Here is a 17,962-nt window from a genome sequence, read left to right as displayed (position 1 = left end):
TAGGTATCTTTGGAAAAAAATAATTATGTCTGAATTTGCTGAAAAATACAGTCTGTTTTGTGACTTTAAATGGTCTGGTGTTACCGGTTCAGTAACAAATCACTGAATAAAATATGCAACAGAATGCTGTAGTATGGGACATGATTTATTCAGATAACAGTTTGATTACCTGGTGTTTTAATTCCGATGACTCAGTTCTTTCAGTTACAGCCGTTGAATCAGATCAGTGTAAGCAGGGATGATACACTTTCGATCAAACGTAATGACCTGTCGCCCCTGGTCAACAATCAGCAGCAGCTGAACCGTTATGCTGACCATCTGATTCAGGCACAGTCCGTGTTGCTGAACGGTGTAGACCCTGCGCTTACCCAGCAGCTCAGTTCCACGATTGAATCATTGATCAGTGCTTTGGCTGATTCAAAAAAATATCTGAAAACCAGAAAGTTTCATGCTGTTCAGAAATGGCTGGGTATAGACCTTGAATATACTTCAGGGCAGATACAGTATTATAAAAACCTCGATGTTCTGCTGGATCGGGCAAATCATCTGAGTCAGAAACTTCAGATCGAGATTCAGAAGTCACAGTCCCGTTTGCAGCAACTGACGGGTTTAAGAGAGCAGATGGCAAAATATATTATGGCAGCTGAGGAGTTCCTTGAAGAATATCCATCATTTACAAAACAGCATCCACTGGATAATTTTTCAGAAAGACTGTCTCAGAAAATCTACAGTTTAAGAACTTTACAGGCGAACAATGATATTGCAATTGCTCAGATGCAGCTGTCTCAGCAGCTGTCCTTTAGCTTGCTTGACCGTTTTAAGGAAGCTCAGCAGGTCCTGATTCCTGCGTGGAAATATCATGTAAAGCACAATACGGCTTCCAGCTCGACAACTGATCTGGAAAAGCTTAATAATAGTCGTGAAAATTTAATTAAGACGCTTAAAAAATCATTAGAGAAATCTTAAGCCAAAAATTCAGTTATACATACAGGGTGAGCCATGACCGCTTCAGAACAACAGAATTTACCTGTGGAATTTTCCTCAGAAGTTATTGAAAAAAAGTTTCAGCAGATGAATCTGAAAGAACTGGGTCTGCAGGAGCAGGATTTTACAGAAGTACTGAATGCACGTAAGGAACTGGCTGAAATCAATCATTCTTCTGTGGCTGAGTATGGCAAAAATATTGCGACTAAAACATCGACTTATACTGATGAACTGCTTGATCTTGTAAAAAATAAAGATCTGGATGTCACTGGACAGAAGCTGAATGAAGTGGTTCAGGTGGCACAGCAGTTAAATACCAGCAATCTTTTGAACAAATCTAAAAATACAGGTTTTATTGGTGGTTTACTGAGTAAGTTTAAGGGGGCAAAGCAGAGTTTTGATCAGCATTTCAATACCACCAAAGAGCAGATTGATGCACTGGTGAAAGAAATTGAATCCTCTCAAAATGGGCTGAAAGCTCGTGTAGGCACACTCGATAAAATGTTTGCCGGTGTGCAGGATGAATACCGACAGCTGGGCATTTATGTTGCAGCTGGACGACTGAAGCAGGAAGAAATTCAGCAGGAAATTGTGACACTGACCACTCAGGAACAGGATCAGCAGACCAGTCAGAAAATCTATGATCTGAATCATCTGGCTAATAACCTGGAAAAACGGGTCAGTGATCTGCTTGTTCTGCAACAGTCAGCCATGCAGACACTACCAATGATCCGCATTATTCAGTCCAATAATTTAATGCTGGTCGACAAATTTTATGCCATTAAAAATATAACTTTGCCTGCATGGAAAAACCAGATCAGTCTGGCGATATCACTGCATGAACAGAAAAACAGTGTTCAGCTGGCAAACACTATTGATAATGCCACCAATGAACTGCTGAAGCGTAATGCCGATCTGCTGCACCAGAACTCAGTGGATACTGCCCGTGCCAATCAGCGTTCAGTGATTGATATTGAAACCCTTGAACATGTACAGAATACCCTCATACAGACTGTAAATGATGTGATTCAGATTCAGAAAGAGGGAATGCAGAAGCGTGAGGAAGCTTCCACACGAATTAAAGCACTGCAGAATAATTTACAGCAGATGGTCCTGGATACAGCGACTAAGTCCTGATTATGCAGTATCAACATTGAGGAGTGAAATTTGTCAGAACGACAGGTCAAAGGTCATGACAGTGAAGTCGATCAGTTACAGCAGATAGAAACTGGCGTTGCAGTGTTACAGCGACGTCAGAACAGGCTGATGGTGATGGCAGTTGCGACCAGTACACTCGCACTGATCAGTTTTGTCTCCATTTTTTTTCAGCAGGATATGGTGCTGGGGCTGTTTGGTGTTTCTGAGCAGGTTCGGCAGTTACATGTACCGTTCAGTGTCAATGCACAGTTTGAAGCGTTTCTGCATCAGCCCAATTATTTTCTGAACCTGCTTTCATGGTTTGGCTGGCTGATCCTGAAACTGATCGTGGCATTTACGGGTGCTTTTATCAGTGTTTCACTGTTAAAAAAAATCAGGTTTTTCAGAATACGTTTTCAGTCTTTTGTACTGAAATTTGTTGGCTGGCTGGTGGCATTCATTATTTTATGGTCAGGTCTGACTTATGTACAGTATGACCTCAAAGAAGATGAAGCATCTGAGTATCAGGCTTTGGTCAGTTATGATCAGAGTATTCAGCAAAGTCACATTTATCAGTATTTGCAGCGTACAGAAGATCCTGAACCGGTTAAAGACTATGTGCTTGCACAGACGGCCTTATTACATAAACCGCAGGACAGAGATGTGGCTGTTGCCTACACAGCAAAGCTGATTCAGGCAGAACGTAAAGATCCACATTTTCTGGAATATGGTCTGAAGCCTGAACAGTTATGGTCCATGCAGTATCAGCTTTATGGTCAGGCAGTCACTCCACTTGCTCAGTCTGTTGAACCACTGGTTGAGAAAGCATCTGGATGGTCCAGGGTTCTCAACTATGTACTTTATGCTCTGATTGCGGTTTTAGTATTGATCAGCGGTATTTTTTATTTCCTGTCGAGAGGGCTGAAAAAAAGATTAGTGCGGATCTCACAGAAACTTCAGTATTAATTGGTACTTAAAAGTGCCTTCTCCTGCACTATATGTGGCTCAGGAGAAGGCTGTTGTTGGTTTATTTAAGGTATTAACTCGCCTGTAACAGCAACCGTTTCAGTTCAAGTGTGGAAAAACTTTCATCCTGTATTTCACCATCCACAATATAATAAGGTGTTGGGTACTGCCCAAAACTTTGCACATATCGTGTAATTTCAGCCTGCTTATCTGCAATTTCTTTATGCTGAATGGAGCGCAGGACTTTGGAGCCATCCAGTCCCATGGCTTCAATAATCTCTTTGAGAACAGCTGTATCTGAAATGTCTTTACCATGTGTAAACAGGGCATGAAAGATCGCCTGAGTCAGCGCGTACTGATCAAAAACATTGTCCAGTGTTAAAATAGCCTGATGTGCCAGACGACTGTTCGGCATGCGTTTCATGTGTTCAATATCAATGGTCAGGTCTTCGCTGTAGGCAGCGAATTTAGCCATTTCAAGTTTACGGTTGGCTTCTTTTGAACCATAACGCTCAGTCAGATATTCGTAGACATTTATACCTTCCTGGGGAATTTCGGGGAGAACCTGTACAGGCAGCAGTTCAATTTTTGTGGCAGTTGCCTGATTCCAGTGCTGTTTGAGTTTTTCAAAAGCGACGTAACTCATGGGATATGCAATATCAAATACGAATTCAATTTTCATTATTGTGCCTCTGTTTTAATCATTCGTTCTGTTGTGCAGAATGAAATATGGACCTGGACAGTTATCTGTTGTTCAGATTCAGCATAAACCTGATCAGGCAGTGTGATGGGGAATTTTTGTGCAGTGCCAGTGGGGAAATTGATGAGTTATTTTACAGATAATGAAATTTTAAGATTCGAAGAGACAGCATTGTACTGTTTATAAGGGGATTTTATATTTTATAATTAAATTTCAGATACTTAATGATTTTTACATCGTGAATAACAGAGTGGAGCTGATATAACCTGTTTTTACTTTCGGTATGCGTGTTTTCAGATTCCCCCCGCTTTAAAATAATGAAGAAATACAGGAACAATCATTGATTATTTTGGAATAATCCTCATATATAGAGCAGAATGAAGAAATTAACTGATTGAAATTTATTTTAAAACAGTGTTTTGGGTCGTGGTTTTCAGCAGGGTGATGATTGAACTGAAAATCCGATTGTTTTTATGAAAACAAACTGTTTTATCTATTTTTTAAATCGACGTAATATATATTCAACGAAAGAATTTACTCCCTTGGAGACTGTTAGCATGTTAGATACAAATACTTCTGCTCAATTAAAAACATTACTTGAACGTCTTGAAAGCCCAATTGAAATTGTTGCTTCTTTAAATGGTTCTGAAAAATCAGACAAAATTAAAGAACTGGTGACTGAGGTTGCTGCACTTTCTGATCAGGTGACTGCACGTTTTGATGGTGAAAACGACCGTAAACCGAGCTTTGGTATTGCAAAAAAAGGTGAACAGCCACGTGTATTCTTTGCTGGTTTACCAATGGGACATGAGTTTACCTCACTGATTCTGGCTTTGTTACAGGTTTCTGGTTATGCACCAAAAGTTTCAGACGAAGTTCTGGCACAGATCAAAGGTCTGAACCTGACTGCAAACTTTGATGTATTTGTTTCATTAAGCTGCCATAACTGTCCAGATGTGGTTCAGGCATTGAACCTGATCGCAATCAATAACCCAGGTACGACTGCAACCATGATTGATGGTGCATTCTTCCAGGATGAAGTTGAAGAACGCAAAATCATGGCTGTGCCTATGGTGTTCCAGAACGGTGAGCATATTGGACAGGGTCGTATGACACTGGAAGAGATTGTGGCGAAACTGGATACAGGTGCAGCTGCTAAAGATGCTGAAAAACTCAATGCCAAAGAAGCATTTGATGTTTTAGTGATCGGTGGCGGACCTGCTGGTGCAACTTCTGCTGTCTATGCGGCACGTAAAGGTATCCGTACGGGGATCGTGGCTGAACGCTTCGGTGGTCAGGTTATGGATACGATGGACATTGAAAACTTTATTTCAGTGCAGAAAACTCAGGGATCAAAATTTGCTGCCGATATGGAAGCACATGTACGTGAGTACGGTGTGGACATTATGAACCTGCAACGTGTGAAAAACATTGTAGGTGCAGATCAGACAGCGAACGGTCTGGTTGAAGTTGAACTGGAAAACGGTGCAAAACTTGACTCTAAAACCATTATTCTGTCTACCGGTGCGCGCTGGAGAGAAATGAATGTTCCAGGTGAGAAAGAGTATAAAACCCGTGGTGTTGCATACTGCCCACACTGTGATGGTCCATTGTTCAAAGGCAAACGTGTAGCTGTTATTGGCGGTGGTAACTCAGGTGTTGAAGCTGCTATTGACCTGGCGGGTATTGTGGAACATGTAACACTGGTTGAGTTCGATACCAGACTGCGTGCTGACCAGGTGCTTCAGGATAAACTGAACAGCTTGCCAAATACCACAGTGATCATGAATGCACTGTCTACAGAAGTGGTTGGTGATGGTTCTCAGGTAACTGCACTGAAATATAAAGACCGTGCAACGGATACTGAACATACAGTTGAACTGGCAGGGATTTTTGTACAGATTGGTCTGTTGCCAAATACAGACTTCCTGAAAGAAACAGCTGTAGAACTGTCAAACCGTAATGAAATTGTGGTGAATGATCGTAACGAAACCAATGTGAAAGGTGTATTTGCCGCAGGTGACTGTACGACTGTTCCATACAAACAGATTATTATTGCATCAGGTGAAGGTGCGAAAGCAGCACTGTCTGCATTTGATTACATGATCCGTTCAGGTCAGTAAGATCATCTGAAACGAATGGAGTAAAGGAAAAGTCAGGGTTCATATCGTGGCTTTTCCGATACCTCCGGCAGTTAACAGGAATTGAGTTCTAACAGCTCAGTTCCTTTTTTTATGGGATGAGTTTTTGTTGTAAATCATGGATAAGCGCCGTGGTTTTCTGTTCAGCCTGTTGAATGGATTTTTCTAAAAGCTCCCCGCCATATTCCTGATATTCAATCGCAATTTCATGGAACTGTTGAATGCCGATAAAGTTAAAAGCTGTTTTGATACTCGGTTCCACATGATTCTGAAAAGGAGCATCTGGAGCATCAAAGTCATGCCCACCTCGGGCAGATAGGATCACCAGTGGTTTTTGCGCGTCTAGCAGTCCTGTATAAGGTTGCTGTTGATCTGCATCAAAAGCATAGGTTTTATCTTTTCTGACAATATTGTCAATATATGCTTTTAAATGTGCCGGTGGTCCAAAATTATACATAGGTACACCGATTACAATCAGATCCGCCCATTTTAATTCAGCAATCAGCTCATCACTCAGTTTTAAACGCTGTTGGGCTTTTTCTTCAGATTCAGCATAACCAAATTCTGAAACAATCCATTCTTCATCAATCAGAGGCGGAGGATTTTTTCCTACATCACGGTGTTTGACCTGGATGGATGAATCATTTTCAGCCCATGTATTTATAAACAGTTCAGTTAAACGTCTGCTGAGCGAGCCATGAGGGTTGGTTCCTGAAATTCCTGTTCTCACACTGGCATCAATTCTTAAAATATTGGTCATTTTGATGACTCATGCATTGAAGATAAGTCTGATTTTTAAACAACATCAACAGAACAACAAACGATAAAATTACACGCTATAACTGAATGAAATTCATTCATGAAGATGCTTCGGATGACCTTTCATTATTCGTTAGAGCAATTATTAGCTTTTCAGTATGTTGCTGAGCACCTAAGTTTTAAGAAAGCCGCAGATCAGTTATTTTTAACGCCGACTGCTTTGAGCCATCGGATAAAAAAGCTGGAGCAGCAGTTGAATCTACACCTGTTTGAGAGACGGACACGCTCAATCAGCCTGACACCTGAAGGGGAATATCTGCTTAAGCATGTACAGGCAGGTTTTGATCAGATCCATACGGCATTGATGCAGCTGGAACAGAACAGGCAGCGACTGTTTACCATTACAGCGACGCCTACATTTGCCAGTGAATGGATTATTCCGCATTTACCCGAATTGCAGCAACGGTTTCCTGACATCATGTTTCGGGTACACAGTAGCTATGATGTTGTGAATATGGCATCGGGCATGTATGACTTAGCCATCCGTTATGGTTCGGGTGATTATCAGGATGTCAGTATAGAGTTTCTGGCAGGAGATGAATATGTCGTGGTGGGCTGTCCTGAAATGGACTTGAGTGAACTGGACTGGCAGACTGTACCACTCATTCATTTTACCTGGGGAGATGAATATTGCCCAAACCGCGTGAACTGGCAAAAGTGGTTTGAAAAACAGGGGATGCATATTCAGGCAGGACAGCCACAGGTATTTTATACGCAGGAAAGTCATGCCATTCAGGCTGTACTGTCAGGGCAGGGGGTTGCTTTGTTAAGCCGTATTTCTGTGGCGCATTATTTAAAAAATCAGAAGATGAAAATAGTGTCCACGCATAGAGAACAGGCAATGAACTATTATCTGTTAACTTTGCCGGATGCTGATTTTATTGTAAATGAAGTGAAAAACTGGACCAGGACTGTATTTGAAAAATCATATGATTCAACTGTTTAAAGGTTTAAATAAGTGGGCATTACACAAAAAAAGTGAACATAAAAAGATCAGGCTTCGTCAGTCATGCCAATGTGGTGCAGAAATGATCGTTTAGAATTGCTTAAAAGAGCGATAATGGACGATGAGTCGTGGTAAAAAAGCATATAAAAATTACTCCAAGAACGATGGCTTTTGATTTTTCAGAATCAAGAATTCACTGGATTGCTGAAGATCCTTTTTCATCTCATACCTACAACGCGATCAATATCCTGCTGCCAGCCGGTGAATTCTGGTTTTGCCGTGTCTTCAATAAAGCCCTGCCTCTGATAACAGATGATCTGTTAAAAGAAGATGTAAAGGCGTTTATTAAACAGGAAGCCATGCATGCACGGGCACATATTCAAGGGCAGCATTTTATGCGGGAGCAGAATTATGATCTTGAGTCTGGTTTAAAAGTTGCCAATGCAATTTTTGGACAGTTGCTTGCAGATAAACCCTTCGGAATTCCGGTTGATCGGTCCAGATTTTTAGAAAATTACTGGTTAACCCTACGCGTTGGAATTATTGCGACTATTGAGCATTTCACAGGTGTCATCGGACAGTGGACGCTGGATAACAGCCATAACTGGGAAAAGTTTGATGCTGATACCGAAATGAGTGATTTATTCCGCTGGCATCTGGCTGAAGAAGTTGAACACCGCAATGTTGCTTTTGATCTGTTCCATCACCTGTTACAGAATAAACATGGTTTTTATCTGACCCGGCAGGCACTTATGGCAGTGATTTATCCGATTTTCATGTATCTGATGGTGGATATTGGACGTGGTTTAGCCCGACAGGACAGCCTGGAAGAGATGCAGAAACTGGCCAAAGCCAATGTATTTAAAATGTGGTGGGAACTGGAGAAAGTCGGTCGTAAAACAGGAAATCTGCCTACGTTTAGCTTTCTGACTAAGTCCGTCCTGCGTTGGGCTTCACCGAAGTTTCATCCTGATCATGAAGGAAATACAGAACAGGCACTGGCGGTTTTAAATAACCTGCCTCAGTATGTACAGGCTCCTCCTGTCAGATTCTCCTGATGCACTGAAATCATTGGAACAGAAAAAGCCAGAGTATTTTCTCCCCAGATTACACTCTGGCTTTTTCTCCCTTATTATTTTTTCCTTTTCTGGAATTAAGTCGCTGAACCTTAATTCCATTTTTATTTATTGTTATTATGCGCTGATTAACGTAAAACAGGGAAACTTATGTTTTGCGGTGGATTAACCAAATAAATTCAGATAATAAAATCTGTTCAGGAGTTCTTCCCTGGTTTCTTTATGTGCCGGATCTGGCAGAATACATTCAATCGGGCAGACATCCACACAGGTCTGTCGTTCATAAAAACCGACACATTCCGTACAGCGTTCAGCATCAATTTCATAGACTTTTTCGCCTTCAAAAATTGCCTGATTGGGGCATTCTGCAACACACATATCACAGTTAATGCATTGATCTGTTATCAGTAAAGCCATAAATACCTCGAAGTTTTAAACCGCCTGATAAGCCAGTGAAGTGGCCTGAATATCGGCAGTGGACTCTGGTAAATTACGAATGAGCAGGGCATAGACCATATCCACATCTGCAGGTGCTGGAATATCAACGATATAACCTGAACCTTTTGCATCAGTGATGGAGTGACCTTTTTTATCCAGTATTTCAGACAGAATAAATGTGATATTTCCTGAGGTTGTCATCAGTTCCAGTGAGTCACCGACAACAAAACGGTTTTTCACTTCGACTTTGATATAGTCGCCATTTCGCTCTAAAACTTCACCAACAAACTGTTGATGGTCAAAGCGTGAAGAACCTGTTTCATAATTCTGATATTCACTGTGTACGTGACGACGTAAAAAACCTTCGGTATAGCCACGGTTTGCCAGACCTTCCAGTTGCGTCATCAGTGCAGGGTCAAAACCTTTGCCTGCATGTGCATCATCGATTGCTTTACGATAAATCTGCGCAGTACGGGCACAGTAAAAATAGGACTTGGTGCGACCTTCAATTTTTAAGGAATGAACCCCCATTCGGGTTAAACGGTCTACATGCTGTACGGCACGTAAATCTTTGGAGTTCATGAAGTAAGTACCATGTTCGTCCTCTTCAGCAGTGAACATTTCTTCTTCATTGCGTTGTAATAAAACCGGTTCGCCAAATTGATGTTGATTTTGGGCGTGTTGCTCGTCGGCATCTTTATTGTTGCAGCAGCCTGATGCTGTCTCCAGCTGTCGGACTGGAATGACATCCCCAGATGCATCTTCTGCTGCTTCGTGAACTTTATAATCCCAGCGACATGCATTGGTGCATGCGCCTTGATTTGCATCACGTTTATTCATATAGCCTGAAAGTAAGCAACGACCGGAATAAGCCATGCAAAGTGCACCATGTACGAAAACTTCAATTTCCATATCAGGCACATTCTGCTTAATTTCTTCGATCTCTTCGAGGGATAATTCACGTGATAAAATCACACGCGTTAGCCCCATATTTTTCCAGAACTTGACTGTTGCCCAGTTGACTGCATTGGCTTGAACAGACAGGTGAATCGACACTTCAGGGAAGTGTTCGCGCACCATCATGATCAGACCAGGGTCAGACATAATCAAAGCATCGGGCTGCATCGCAACCACGGGTTCAAGATCACGGATAAAGTTTTTAAGTTTAGAGTTATGCGGTTGAATATTGACGACCACATAAAACTTTTTGCCGAAAGCATGTGCTTCGGCAATACCGATTTGTAAATTGTCATGATCAAATGCATTGTTACGAACCCGCAAGCTGTAACGCGGCTGACCTGCATAGACAGCGTCCGCGCCATAAGCAAATGCATAGCGCATATTCTTCAGCGAACCGGCAGGCGAGAGAAGTTCAGTAACGTGGGAAATGGTCATGTCGTAAAAGGCATAAAAACTTTATGGGTATTATTTTAGTGATAAAAAAAATAGATTCAACCTAGTAAAAAGCTCGGAATTACAAATGAATGATCATTGAATATTGCCAGTTGACTCATTTTAAGTTTAATATATATGGAAATGCATATATTCGTATATAGAGATGAATCAAGTTGATTTTTTTAAATGTCTGGCGGATCAAACCCGGCTCGATATTTTACTGATGATCGTGAAGCAGGGTGAACACTGTGTCTGTGATTTAACAGAAATTCTGGGGCTCAGTCAGCCAAAAATTTCACGTCATCTGGCACTGCTGCGCACTTCACAGATTTTGCAGGATCGCCGCCAGGGGCAATGGGTCTACTATCAGTTACATGATGATTTAGCCCCGTGGTGTAAAGAGATTTTACTCAGACTCTCAGAACAGGATCAGCGGTTTAACCTGGTTGAAAAAGCATGTTCTGAAAATTCAAACTGTTGTGAATAGGTAATTGAATTAAGATGAAAATTTTATTTTTATGTACAGGTAACAGCTGTCGCAGCATTCTGTCTGAAGCTTTGTTTAATGCACAGGCACCATCAGGTTTTCAGGCATGTAGCGCAGGCAGTCATCCCTCAGGACAGGTACATCCACTGACTTTGAAAACCCTGCAAAGTTTGAATATACCGACTGAGAGTTTATTCAGTAAAAATATGCAGGCGTGTGAAGCCTTTGCGCCTGAAATTGTGGTGACAGTGTGTAGCGAAGCGGCTAATGAATCGTGCCCACTTTATTTGGGTAATGCCTTGAAAGTACATTGGGGTTTGGATGATCCATCACATATGGATTTGCCGGAAGCAGAAAAATTACAGGCGTTTCATTTAACGGTTCAGCATATCCAACGTCGTTTTGATGCTTTTTTTGCACTGAATTTTGAACAATTGAATGCACAGGAATTAGCCAAAGCACTCGAAAATATTGCTTTGATTGCGTGAAGATTCACCTATGTCATTTCAGAAACTTTCTTTTTTAGATCGGAATCTTATGCTTTGGATCTTTATTGCGATGGCGATTGGTATTGCAATAGGTCTGTTTTTTCCTGAATCAGCAGAAACGCTGAATCAGATGAGTGTGGGTACGGTGAATTTACCGATTGCCATTGGTTTGATTTTGATGATGTATCCACCTTTAGCCAAAGTGGATTATCGAAATTTAAGCCAGGTTTTTCAGGATAAGCGAACCTTGGTTTTGTCTTTGCTACAGAACTGGTTGATTGCACCATGTCTGATGTTCGCACTCGCGATTCTGTTTTTGCAGAACTATCCTGAATATATGACAGGGCTGATTTTGATCGGCTTGGCACGTTGTATTGCAATGGTGCTGGTGTGGAATAATCTTGCCTGTGGCGATAATCAATATGTTGCAGCCTTGGTGGCATTTAACAGTATTTTCCAGATCCTGTTTTTCAGCAGTTATGCATGGCTATTTTTAACTTATTTACCGCCATTTTTTGGTGTTGAAGCGCAAGTGATCAATGTCAGTTTCTGGACAATCACCCAGGCAGTACTGATTTATCTGGGAATTCCATTCTTATTGGGCTTTTTAACCCGTTTGATTCTCGTCAAACAAAAGGGTCCGGACTGGTATCAAAACAGCTTTATTCCTAAAATCAGTCCGCTGAGTTTACTGGCATTGCTGTTTACCATTGTTGCGATGTTCAGCTTAAAAGGTGCCGATGTGGTGGCATTGCCACTCGATGTGCTGCGAATTGCCATCCCTCTGACGATTTATTTTATTGTGATGTTTTTTATCAGCTTTTTTATGAGCAAATGGATGGGCAATGACTATCCGAAAACCACTGCCATTTCATTTACTGCAGCAGGTAATAATTTTGAACTGGCACTTGCAGTAGCGATTGCAACTTTTGGTCTGGCTTCGCCTGTGGCGTTTACCACGGTGATTGGTCCTTTGGTTGAAGTGCCTGTGTTGATTGCTTTGGTGAGTGTGTCGCTTTGGTTACGTAAAAAAGTATTTAAAGAAGTGGTTAGTCAATGACATTGCCAGATATAGATTCAGTATTGTTCGAATAATGGATCGTTATTCTGAACGTCAGGAATCGACAGAGCAGTTGTCGAAGCGAGTGAATCAGAAGTCGATTTGCTGATTTACATCGAAAATCAGCACCGCTCCATATTTGTTGAAAAATTAAAAATTGATTTGTGTAGGCAGCATTTTCTTTTCGAAGATGAAAAGAAACAAAAAACTTTTGTTGGGTGAGAGGATCATCCCTTATGCCTCCATCCAAAGGCGATATCCGGGTCGCCTTGAGAGATAGAGGAGATATGCTGTAAGCGAATTTTGAATTTTTGAAAGATTAACCGATTGAATTTATGTATTGTTCAGGTTGTATGATTTATTCAATCGAAGCCTCTAACTTTTTAACAATCTGACAATGATCAATGGTGCTGTCTGAAGCGCAGGACTGGCGCAAGGCAACCAATTGCGTTTTAAAACTCTGCAATTCCAGAATCCGTGTTTCCACATGCTGAATGTGTTCTTCAATGAGTTGATCGACAATTTTACAGCCACGTTCAGGATGTTGAACCTGTTCCAGTAATGCCACAATTTCATGTAAGGTCATGTCCAAAGCACGACAGCGTTTGATGAAAATTAAACGTTTCAGGCATTCATCATCATAATATTTATAATTATTTTCAGCACGAAAGCTTGGTTGAATCAATTGTTTTTTTTCATAAAAACGAATGGTGTCGGTACTCAGTTGGGTCTTTTTTGCCAGATCGCTGATGAGATATTGTTGCATGATGAATTTCTCCAGAAATACTCAAACAAGGCTTGACCTTGGAGTTAGTCCATAGTTTTAAATAGCATAATACAGATGAATTATTAATCAAGGGGAACGCACATGGCATGTTGTGATTGCAGTCATGAACCTGCACCGAAAAAACCAAACAGTAAGTTCAGAACGGCATTGTGGATTGCATTGTTTATTAACCTTGCGATGTTCTTTGTCGAGTTGATCGGTGGTGCTTATGCACATTCATCGGCACTGTGGGCGGATTCATTAGACTTCTTTGGTGATGCTGTGAACTATGGTATTTCGCTTGCCGTACTTGGTGCGAGTTTGTACTGGCGTGCGACAGTGGCATTGCTGAAAGGCTTGACCATGGCGTTGTTTGGTTTTGTGGTCATCGGTAAATCTGCCTATGCTTATATCCAGGGAATTCCACCTGAAGCAATTACCATGGGAGCAATCGGTGTTATAGCGTTGATCGCCAATGTGGTTGCCGCAGTAGTTCTGTACGCTTTCCGCGATGGTGATTCCAACATGCAGTCTGTGTGGCTGTGCAGCCGTAATGATGCGATTGGTAATGTTGCAGTGATCCTGGCAGCGGTGGGGGTATTTGGTACAGGCAGTTTATTACCGGATATTATTGTTGCAGTGATTATGGCGACTTTAGGATTAACAGGCGGTTATCAGGTGATTAAGAAAGCTTTGCAGGAAAGAAGAGACAACCAGCCTATGTTAAATACTTAAATTTTATAAATTTAGAAAACCACCTTTACGGTGGTTTTTTTATCATCTGTTTAAAAATAAGACTTTACAGTTTAAAAATAATGGATAGAATCTGTGCCAATTAAAAATAAGTAAATAATTTTTATGAATTATTTAATTATATTGAAATAGGGGTTAAGGTGAATTTTAAAAATTATTTTATACTAGGTCTGCTGGTTTTGCTGAGTGGTTGTAGTGCCAAAGTCATTACTTACGATGTTGCAGGCAATGTCATTGGTTCATGTGAAGCGACTCAGGGTTTTATTATTGGGGCAAAAGCAGAGTGTCTTGGCCATGGAAACAGTACCGGTATTGACTATAGACAAGCGAATATTAAGACAGGTCTGCTGCCTACACCTCCAGTTCATACACAAATTCAATTAAATCAATAGGGTTATTGACACTCGTCAATATTGAAAGGAAAAATTATGAAAGTTTCAGCATTTATTGCACTGATTACAGCTGTTTTGGTGACTGGTTGTGCTTCTACAGTCACGACTTATGATTCACGTGGTCAGGTCATTGGTTCCTGCAAGGCAGAACGTGGTTTTGTGATTGGTGGCGGAGCAGGTTGTGTCGGACATGCGAATCAGGAAGGTCGTGGTAACTGAGTTTAAATTACACGATTAAGTTTAAAATAGCCGAACCGAATGTCTCGGCTATTTTTTATTGTGTTGATAGATATCTGAATATACAGCTTTGAAATTCAGTTCTCAGTCATCAATTTTCGTGTGGATTTTCAGTGAAACAGGTTCAGAATGATTTTAGAAATTTTCACCTGAAAAAACACCCGATGAGTAGCATCGGGTATTTTTCTCGGTATTTAGGTCAGTACTATTTTAATAATACATATTTAAACACTGATTATTTTTGATCAGGCAAAGCATAAGCAATAATGTAATCACCGACATCTTTAGAATGGCTTGCACCACCCGCAGAGATCACTACATATTGTTTACCAGTTTTCGGTGATTTATAAATCAACGGTGCAGCAACTGCAGCCACAGGAAGCTCAGCTTTCCAGACTTCTTTACCAGTTTTAGAGTCCAGAGCGCGTAAGTAATAATCTTGCGTACCAGCAAAGAATACTAAACCAGAAGCAGTTGACGTTGGACCACCTAAAGTTGGCATACCTAAAGGCATAGGCATGTGTGATTTAACACCTAAAGGACCAAGTTGTTCAGCTGTACCCATAGGCACTTCCCAAACCACTTTTTTAGATTTTAAATCAATCGCTGTCATCGTACCGAAAGGTGGTCGGTTACACGGGACACCCAATGCAGACTGCATGATGTCAATTTTTACACCTGCATAAGGACCTGCAAATTGTGGTCGTACAGTACCCATAAATCCAGGCACTTCATCAGTTGAAATTTTGTATTTGCCCATGTCTTCTTTACGAACTAAAGACATACGAAGTGGCATACGCATATCGTTGACGAACATTAAACCAGTCGATTCATCAATTGAAATACCACCCCAGTTCATACCACCCAATAAACTTGGCCATTCGATATAGGGTTTTTCACCTGGTGGAGTATAAAGACCTTGATAGACTGAATCTTTATAGTCAATACGGCAGTTTAACTGGTCAAATGTAGAAATCCCCCACATGTCTTTTTCACGTAAAGTGTCATTCCCAATTTGTGGCATGTCTACAGAATAAGGTTGTGTTGGAGAAAGTTTTTCACCTTCAGCTGCACCAGAAGTTGGTACTGCTTTTTCAACCACTTTAGAAACAGGATGTCCTGTACGACGGTCTAAAACAAAGATTTGTCCCATTTTTGTGGTTTGAATCAATGCTGGAACTTTTTGACCTTGTTCATTGGTCATGTCGTATAAAACGGGTTGTGAAGGTAAATCATAGTCCCAAACGTCATGATGCACGATTTGATAAGACCATACAGTTTTACCCGTAGTTGCATTGACAGCGACTACAGCTGAACCGAATTTTTCTTTCGCCCCATTTCGGTCACCGCCCCAGTAATCTGGAGGACCATTACCTGTAGGTAAATAAACCAGATTTAGATCTTTGTCATAAGTTGGAATGGTCCACATATTGGGTGTTTCAAGTGTGAAGCCTTTGCCGTTTGTAGGTTCACCTGAAAGTTCAGGATTACCAACATCCCAAGCCCAAGCCAATTTACCAGTACGCACATCATAAGCACGGACGACACCTGAAGGTTCGCCGTGAACAATATCACGTACCCAACCACCAAGAATTGCCACATGACCTGCAATTAAAGGCGTAGAAGTAGGGTGATAACGTTTACTTTGTTCAGTTGGCCCCATGTCATGTAAAACATCGACTTGACCATTGACACCAAACTCAGGACATAAAGCACCTGTTTTAGCATTTAAAGCAATTAAACGACCATCCACAGTCGAAGTTAAAATACGTTGTGGGCATGCTTTAATCCCATTCGATGCTAAATCAGCAGGAGTGAGTGAAGCATCTTTGCTTGCATCATAATAACCCACACCACGACAGGTAATATGTTCCGCTGTTTTTGCCTTAGGATCATATTTCCAGATGGCTTTACCACTATCACCATCAATTGCAGTAATGATATTGGTCGGTGTACATGAATAAAGCGTACTACCAATTTGAATTGGTGTATTTTCATCCACACCTGCTTTTAAATCACGACCTGTGTGATAAGTCCAGGCAACTTTTAAATCTTTGACATTTTCAGGGCTAATATCAGTATAAGGCGCAAAACGGGTACCATTGCCATTACGACCGAAATATTCCCAGTTATCTGAGTTTTCAGCATTTGGTTTTGCAAGGTTTGGATCTTGAACCAAATCCACTGGATTTAAAACTTTGCCATGTGGGTAAAATGCTGCAATGAGTGCAATAACACAGGCAGCGAAACCTACAAATCCAACTTGATTGGCAGCTTTCACCTTTTTACTGGTTAATGCAGGCAGACTGTGACTTGCCCATAAACTTAAAACAAATAAAACCGTTGGAATTACCAGACGTGGAATATATTGCCAGAAGTCTAGACCTTGAACTTCAGCAATCGCCCAAATCACAGTTGCAACAAATGTGATGATAGACAACCACAAACCTATGGCTTTTTTTAACGCATATAGAATCGCAATGATGATGTACGCAACACCAGCAATAACGTAATAACTTGAACCACCTAAGCTCAATAATTTTGAACCCTGGATGATGAGATATAGGGCAATGAGTGCAGTCAAGACGATAAAGAAGTATCGATAGACTTTGGACCTGGTTGCCTCTACGGGAGAGTTTTGCTCTGTGCTCATACCTTGCCTCTTGGTAAATTCGGCTTGGTTGCATAGTTCAGAAAAGAATAACGGGCATGTTATAGGGGCTGTTGAGATTTCATCAATGATTTACGTTATGTCGAGAAATGAATGAGTTCACCATTTTGAATAATGAAACTCATATTTCACGTTACGTATCATTGAAAAATACATATTGTCGCAAACATAGACGAATGCTCAACAGACTCAAATCTTATCGAATTCAATAGCTATGTAACAAAGTCATCAGGAATCAATCGCTGGGTAAGCAATTGATTCAATGAAGGGGAGAGATTTTTGTGGTTAATATTGTACCACTTTATCGCATAATGATAAAATCCATTAAAATTTAGAAAAATAGAATGACTTGTTTTTTATATTTCAATGACTTGAATGCAACAGGAGGGTTATTTAAAAAAAAGTGTGTCTAATTTTTTTATGTAATATCAAAAAAAAACTGTGTTTTAGGCTGGACTGACTGGTTTATATAAGAGAACAGGATTGATCGCACAGTTTTTATTTTT

18 protein-coding genes are annotated in these 17,962 nt (G+C 40.8%); 12 read left to right on the top strand and 6 right to left on the bottom strand.

Features of this window, described 5'->3' with window-relative positions:
- Positions 1-186: 186 nt before the first annotated feature.
- From CDG60_RS12100 to CDG60_RS12090, 3 genes are all read left to right on the top strand, one after another.
- Entirely contained in the window at positions 187-966 is a 780-nt protein-coding gene (locus CDG60_RS12100; RefSeq protein ID WP_087512428.1) for a tellurium resistance protein, read from the top strand.
- A gap of 33 nt (positions 967-999) precedes the next feature.
- On the top strand, positions 1,000-2,121 hold the full coding sequence (locus CDG60_RS12095; RefSeq protein ID WP_087512429.1) for a toxic anion resistance protein: 1,122 nt from the start codon (positions 1,000-1,002) through the stop codon (positions 2,119-2,121).
- 129 nt (positions 2,122-2,250) lie between these two features.
- A complete protein-coding gene (locus tag CDG60_RS12090) occupies positions 2,251-3,087 on the top strand; it encodes a hypothetical protein (protein ID WP_227542963.1) in 837 nt (278 codons plus the stop codon).
- A gap of 73 nt (positions 3,088-3,160) precedes the next feature.
- On the opposite strand, the gene CDG60_RS12085 is transcribed toward CDG60_RS12090, so the two are convergent.
- Positions 3,161-3,769, bottom strand: a complete 609-nt coding sequence (locus tag CDG60_RS12085; protein WP_087512431.1) for a DsbA family protein — start codon at positions 3,767-3,769, stop codon at positions 3,161-3,163.
- A 575-nt stretch (positions 3,770-4,344) separates the two neighbouring features.
- Between CDG60_RS12085 and ahpF the strand changes: the two genes are divergently transcribed.
- Positions 4,345-5,910, top strand: coding sequence for an alkyl hydroperoxide reductase subunit F (gene ahpF, locus CDG60_RS12080; protein ID WP_087512432.1), 1,566 nt, complete (start codon positions 4,345-4,347; stop codon positions 5,908-5,910).
- Positions 5,911-6,019: 109 nt separating this feature from the next.
- On the opposite strand, the gene CDG60_RS12075 is transcribed toward ahpF, so the two are convergent.
- A complete protein-coding gene (locus tag CDG60_RS12075; RefSeq protein WP_087512433.1) occupies positions 6,020-6,688 on the bottom strand; it encodes an FMN-dependent NADH-azoreductase in 669 nt (222 codons plus the stop codon).
- 114 nt (positions 6,689-6,802) lie between these two features.
- Here CDG60_RS12075 and CDG60_RS12070 point away from each other — a divergent pair, with 114 nt between their 5' ends.
- Positions 6,803-7,693 (top strand): LysR substrate-binding domain-containing protein, encoded by an 891-nt coding sequence (locus tag CDG60_RS12070; RefSeq protein WP_087512434.1) that lies wholly within the window; start codon positions 6,803-6,805, stop codon positions 7,691-7,693.
- 164 nt (positions 7,694-7,857) lie between these two features.
- On the top strand, positions 7,858-8,751 hold the full coding sequence (locus CDG60_RS12065) for a metal-dependent hydrolase (protein WP_087512435.1): 894 nt from the start codon (positions 7,858-7,860) through the stop codon (positions 8,749-8,751).
- Positions 8,752-8,934: 183 nt separating this feature from the next.
- Here the strand turns inward: CDG60_RS12065 and CDG60_RS12060 are convergent, their stop codons facing one another.
- Both CDG60_RS12060 and trhP read right to left on the bottom strand, forming a co-directional pair.
- Positions 8,935-9,186: a YfhL family 4Fe-4S dicluster ferredoxin gene (locus CDG60_RS12060; protein ID WP_087512436.1), complete on the bottom strand. Its 252-nt coding sequence runs from the start codon at positions 9,184-9,186 to the stop codon at positions 8,935-8,937.
- Positions 9,187-9,201: 15 nt separating this feature from the next.
- On the bottom strand, positions 9,202-10,602 hold the full coding sequence (gene trhP, locus CDG60_RS12055) for a prephenate-dependent tRNA uridine(34) hydroxylase TrhP (RefSeq protein ID WP_087512437.1): 1,401 nt from the start codon (positions 10,600-10,602) through the stop codon (positions 9,202-9,204).
- 163 nt (positions 10,603-10,765) lie between these two features.
- On the opposite strand from trhP, the gene CDG60_RS12050 reads away from it, so the two are divergent.
- The 3 genes from CDG60_RS12050 to arsB are packed head-to-tail and all read left to right on the top strand — an operon-like array spanning position 10,766 to position 12,637.
- Positions 10,766-11,089, top strand: coding sequence for an ArsR/SmtB family transcription factor (locus CDG60_RS12050; protein WP_087512438.1), 324 nt, complete (start codon positions 10,766-10,768; stop codon positions 11,087-11,089).
- 14 nt (positions 11,090-11,103) lie between these two features.
- On the top strand, positions 11,104-11,577 hold the full coding sequence (locus tag CDG60_RS12045) for an arsenate reductase ArsC (RefSeq protein WP_087512439.1): 474 nt from the start codon (positions 11,104-11,106) through the stop codon (positions 11,575-11,577).
- 10 nt (positions 11,578-11,587) lie between these two features.
- Positions 11,588-12,637, top strand: coding sequence for an ACR3 family arsenite efflux transporter (gene arsB, locus CDG60_RS12040; RefSeq protein WP_087512562.1), 1,050 nt, complete (start codon positions 11,588-11,590; stop codon positions 12,635-12,637).
- 358 nt (positions 12,638-12,995) lie between these two features.
- On the opposite strand, the gene CDG60_RS12035 is transcribed toward arsB, so the two are convergent.
- Positions 12,996-13,403 (bottom strand): Cd(II)/Pb(II)-responsive transcriptional regulator, encoded by a 408-nt coding sequence (locus CDG60_RS12035; protein ID WP_087512440.1) that lies wholly within the window; start codon positions 13,401-13,403, stop codon positions 12,996-12,998.
- A 102-nt stretch (positions 13,404-13,505) separates the two neighbouring features.
- Between CDG60_RS12035 and CDG60_RS12030 the strand changes: the two genes are divergently transcribed.
- The 3 genes from CDG60_RS12030 to CDG60_RS12020 all read left to right on the top strand — a co-directional run bounded on the left by CDG60_RS12030 (position 13,506) and on the right by CDG60_RS12020 (position 14,767).
- Positions 13,506-14,138, top strand: coding sequence for a cation efflux transmembrane domain-containing protein (locus CDG60_RS12030; protein ID WP_087512441.1), 633 nt, complete (start codon positions 13,506-13,508; stop codon positions 14,136-14,138).
- Between the two features lie 158 nt (positions 14,139-14,296).
- Positions 14,297-14,548: a hypothetical protein gene (locus CDG60_RS12025; protein WP_087512442.1), complete on the top strand. Its 252-nt coding sequence runs from the start codon at positions 14,297-14,299 to the stop codon at positions 14,546-14,548.
- 36 nt (positions 14,549-14,584) lie between these two features.
- Positions 14,585-14,767, top strand: a complete 183-nt coding sequence (locus CDG60_RS12020; protein WP_087512443.1) for a hypothetical protein — start codon at positions 14,585-14,587, stop codon at positions 14,765-14,767.
- Between the two features lie 253 nt (positions 14,768-15,020).
- Here CDG60_RS12020 and CDG60_RS12015 read toward each other — a convergent pair whose 3' ends face one another.
- On the bottom strand, positions 15,021-17,438 hold the full coding sequence (locus CDG60_RS12015; RefSeq protein WP_087512444.1) for a membrane-bound PQQ-dependent dehydrogenase, glucose/quinate/shikimate family: 2,418 nt from the start codon (positions 17,436-17,438) through the stop codon (positions 15,021-15,023).
- Positions 17,439-17,962: the final 524 nt, after the last annotated feature.

The organism is Acinetobacter chinensis, assembly GCF_002165375.2.
Lineage (GTDB): Bacteria > Pseudomonadota > Gammaproteobacteria > Pseudomonadales > Moraxellaceae > Acinetobacter > Acinetobacter chinensis.
Note: the sequence above shows the minus strand (reverse complement) of the source record. Positions and strands in the feature narration are given on the sequence as shown.

What these genes read in the sequence shown, in the direction of transcription:
- CDG60_RS12070 (WP_087512434.1), top strand. Translation starts at nt 6,803, where the DNA reads ATGACCTTTCATTATTCGTTAGAGCAATTATTAGCTTTTCAGTATGTT.
- CDG60_RS12020 (WP_087512443.1), top strand. Translation starts at nt 14,585, where the DNA reads ATGAAAGTTTCAGCATTTATTGCACTGATTACAGCTGTTTTGGTGACT.
- CDG60_RS12050 (WP_087512438.1), top strand. Translation starts at nt 10,766, where the DNA reads ATGAATCAAGTTGATTTTTTTAAATGTCTGGCGGATCAAACCCGGCTC.
- CDG60_RS12015 (WP_087512444.1), bottom strand. Translation starts at nt 17,438, where the DNA reads ATGAGCACAGAGCAAAACTCTCCCGTAGAGGCAACCAGGTCCAAAGTC.
- CDG60_RS12045 (WP_087512439.1), top strand. Translation starts at nt 11,104, where the DNA reads ATGAAAATTTTATTTTTATGTACAGGTAACAGCTGTCGCAGCATTCTG.
- CDG60_RS12090 (WP_227542963.1), top strand. Translation starts at nt 2,251, where the DNA reads ATGGTGATGGCAGTTGCGACCAGTACACTCGCACTGATCAGTTTTGTC.
- trhP (WP_087512437.1), bottom strand. Translation starts at nt 10,602, where the DNA reads ATGACCATTTCCCACGTTACTGAACTTCTCTCGCCTGCCGGTTCGCTG.
- CDG60_RS12060 (WP_087512436.1), bottom strand. Translation starts at nt 9,186, where the DNA reads ATGGCTTTACTGATAACAGATCAATGCATTAACTGTGATATGTGTGTT.
- CDG60_RS12065 (WP_087512435.1), top strand. Translation starts at nt 7,858, where the DNA reads ATGGCTTTTGATTTTTCAGAATCAAGAATTCACTGGATTGCTGAAGAT.
- ahpF (WP_087512432.1), top strand. Translation starts at nt 4,345, where the DNA reads ATGTTAGATACAAATACTTCTGCTCAATTAAAAACATTACTTGAACGT.
- arsB (WP_087512562.1), top strand. Translation starts at nt 11,588, where the DNA reads ATGTCATTTCAGAAACTTTCTTTTTTAGATCGGAATCTTATGCTTTGG.
- CDG60_RS12035 (WP_087512440.1), bottom strand. Translation starts at nt 13,403, where the DNA reads ATGCAACAATATCTCATCAGCGATCTGGCAAAAAAGACCCAACTGAGT.
- CDG60_RS12085 (WP_087512431.1), bottom strand. Translation starts at nt 3,769, where the DNA reads ATGAAAATTGAATTCGTATTTGATATTGCATATCCCATGAGTTACGTC.
- CDG60_RS12100 (WP_087512428.1), top strand. Translation starts at nt 187, where the DNA reads ATGACTCAGTTCTTTCAGTTACAGCCGTTGAATCAGATCAGTGTAAGC.
- CDG60_RS12075 (WP_087512433.1), bottom strand. Translation starts at nt 6,688, where the DNA reads ATGACCAATATTTTAAGAATTGATGCCAGTGTGAGAACAGGAATTTCA.
- CDG60_RS12095 (WP_087512429.1), top strand. Translation starts at nt 1,000, where the DNA reads ATGACCGCTTCAGAACAACAGAATTTACCTGTGGAATTTTCCTCAGAA.
- CDG60_RS12030 (WP_087512441.1), top strand. Translation starts at nt 13,506, where the DNA reads ATGGCATGTTGTGATTGCAGTCATGAACCTGCACCGAAAAAACCAAAC.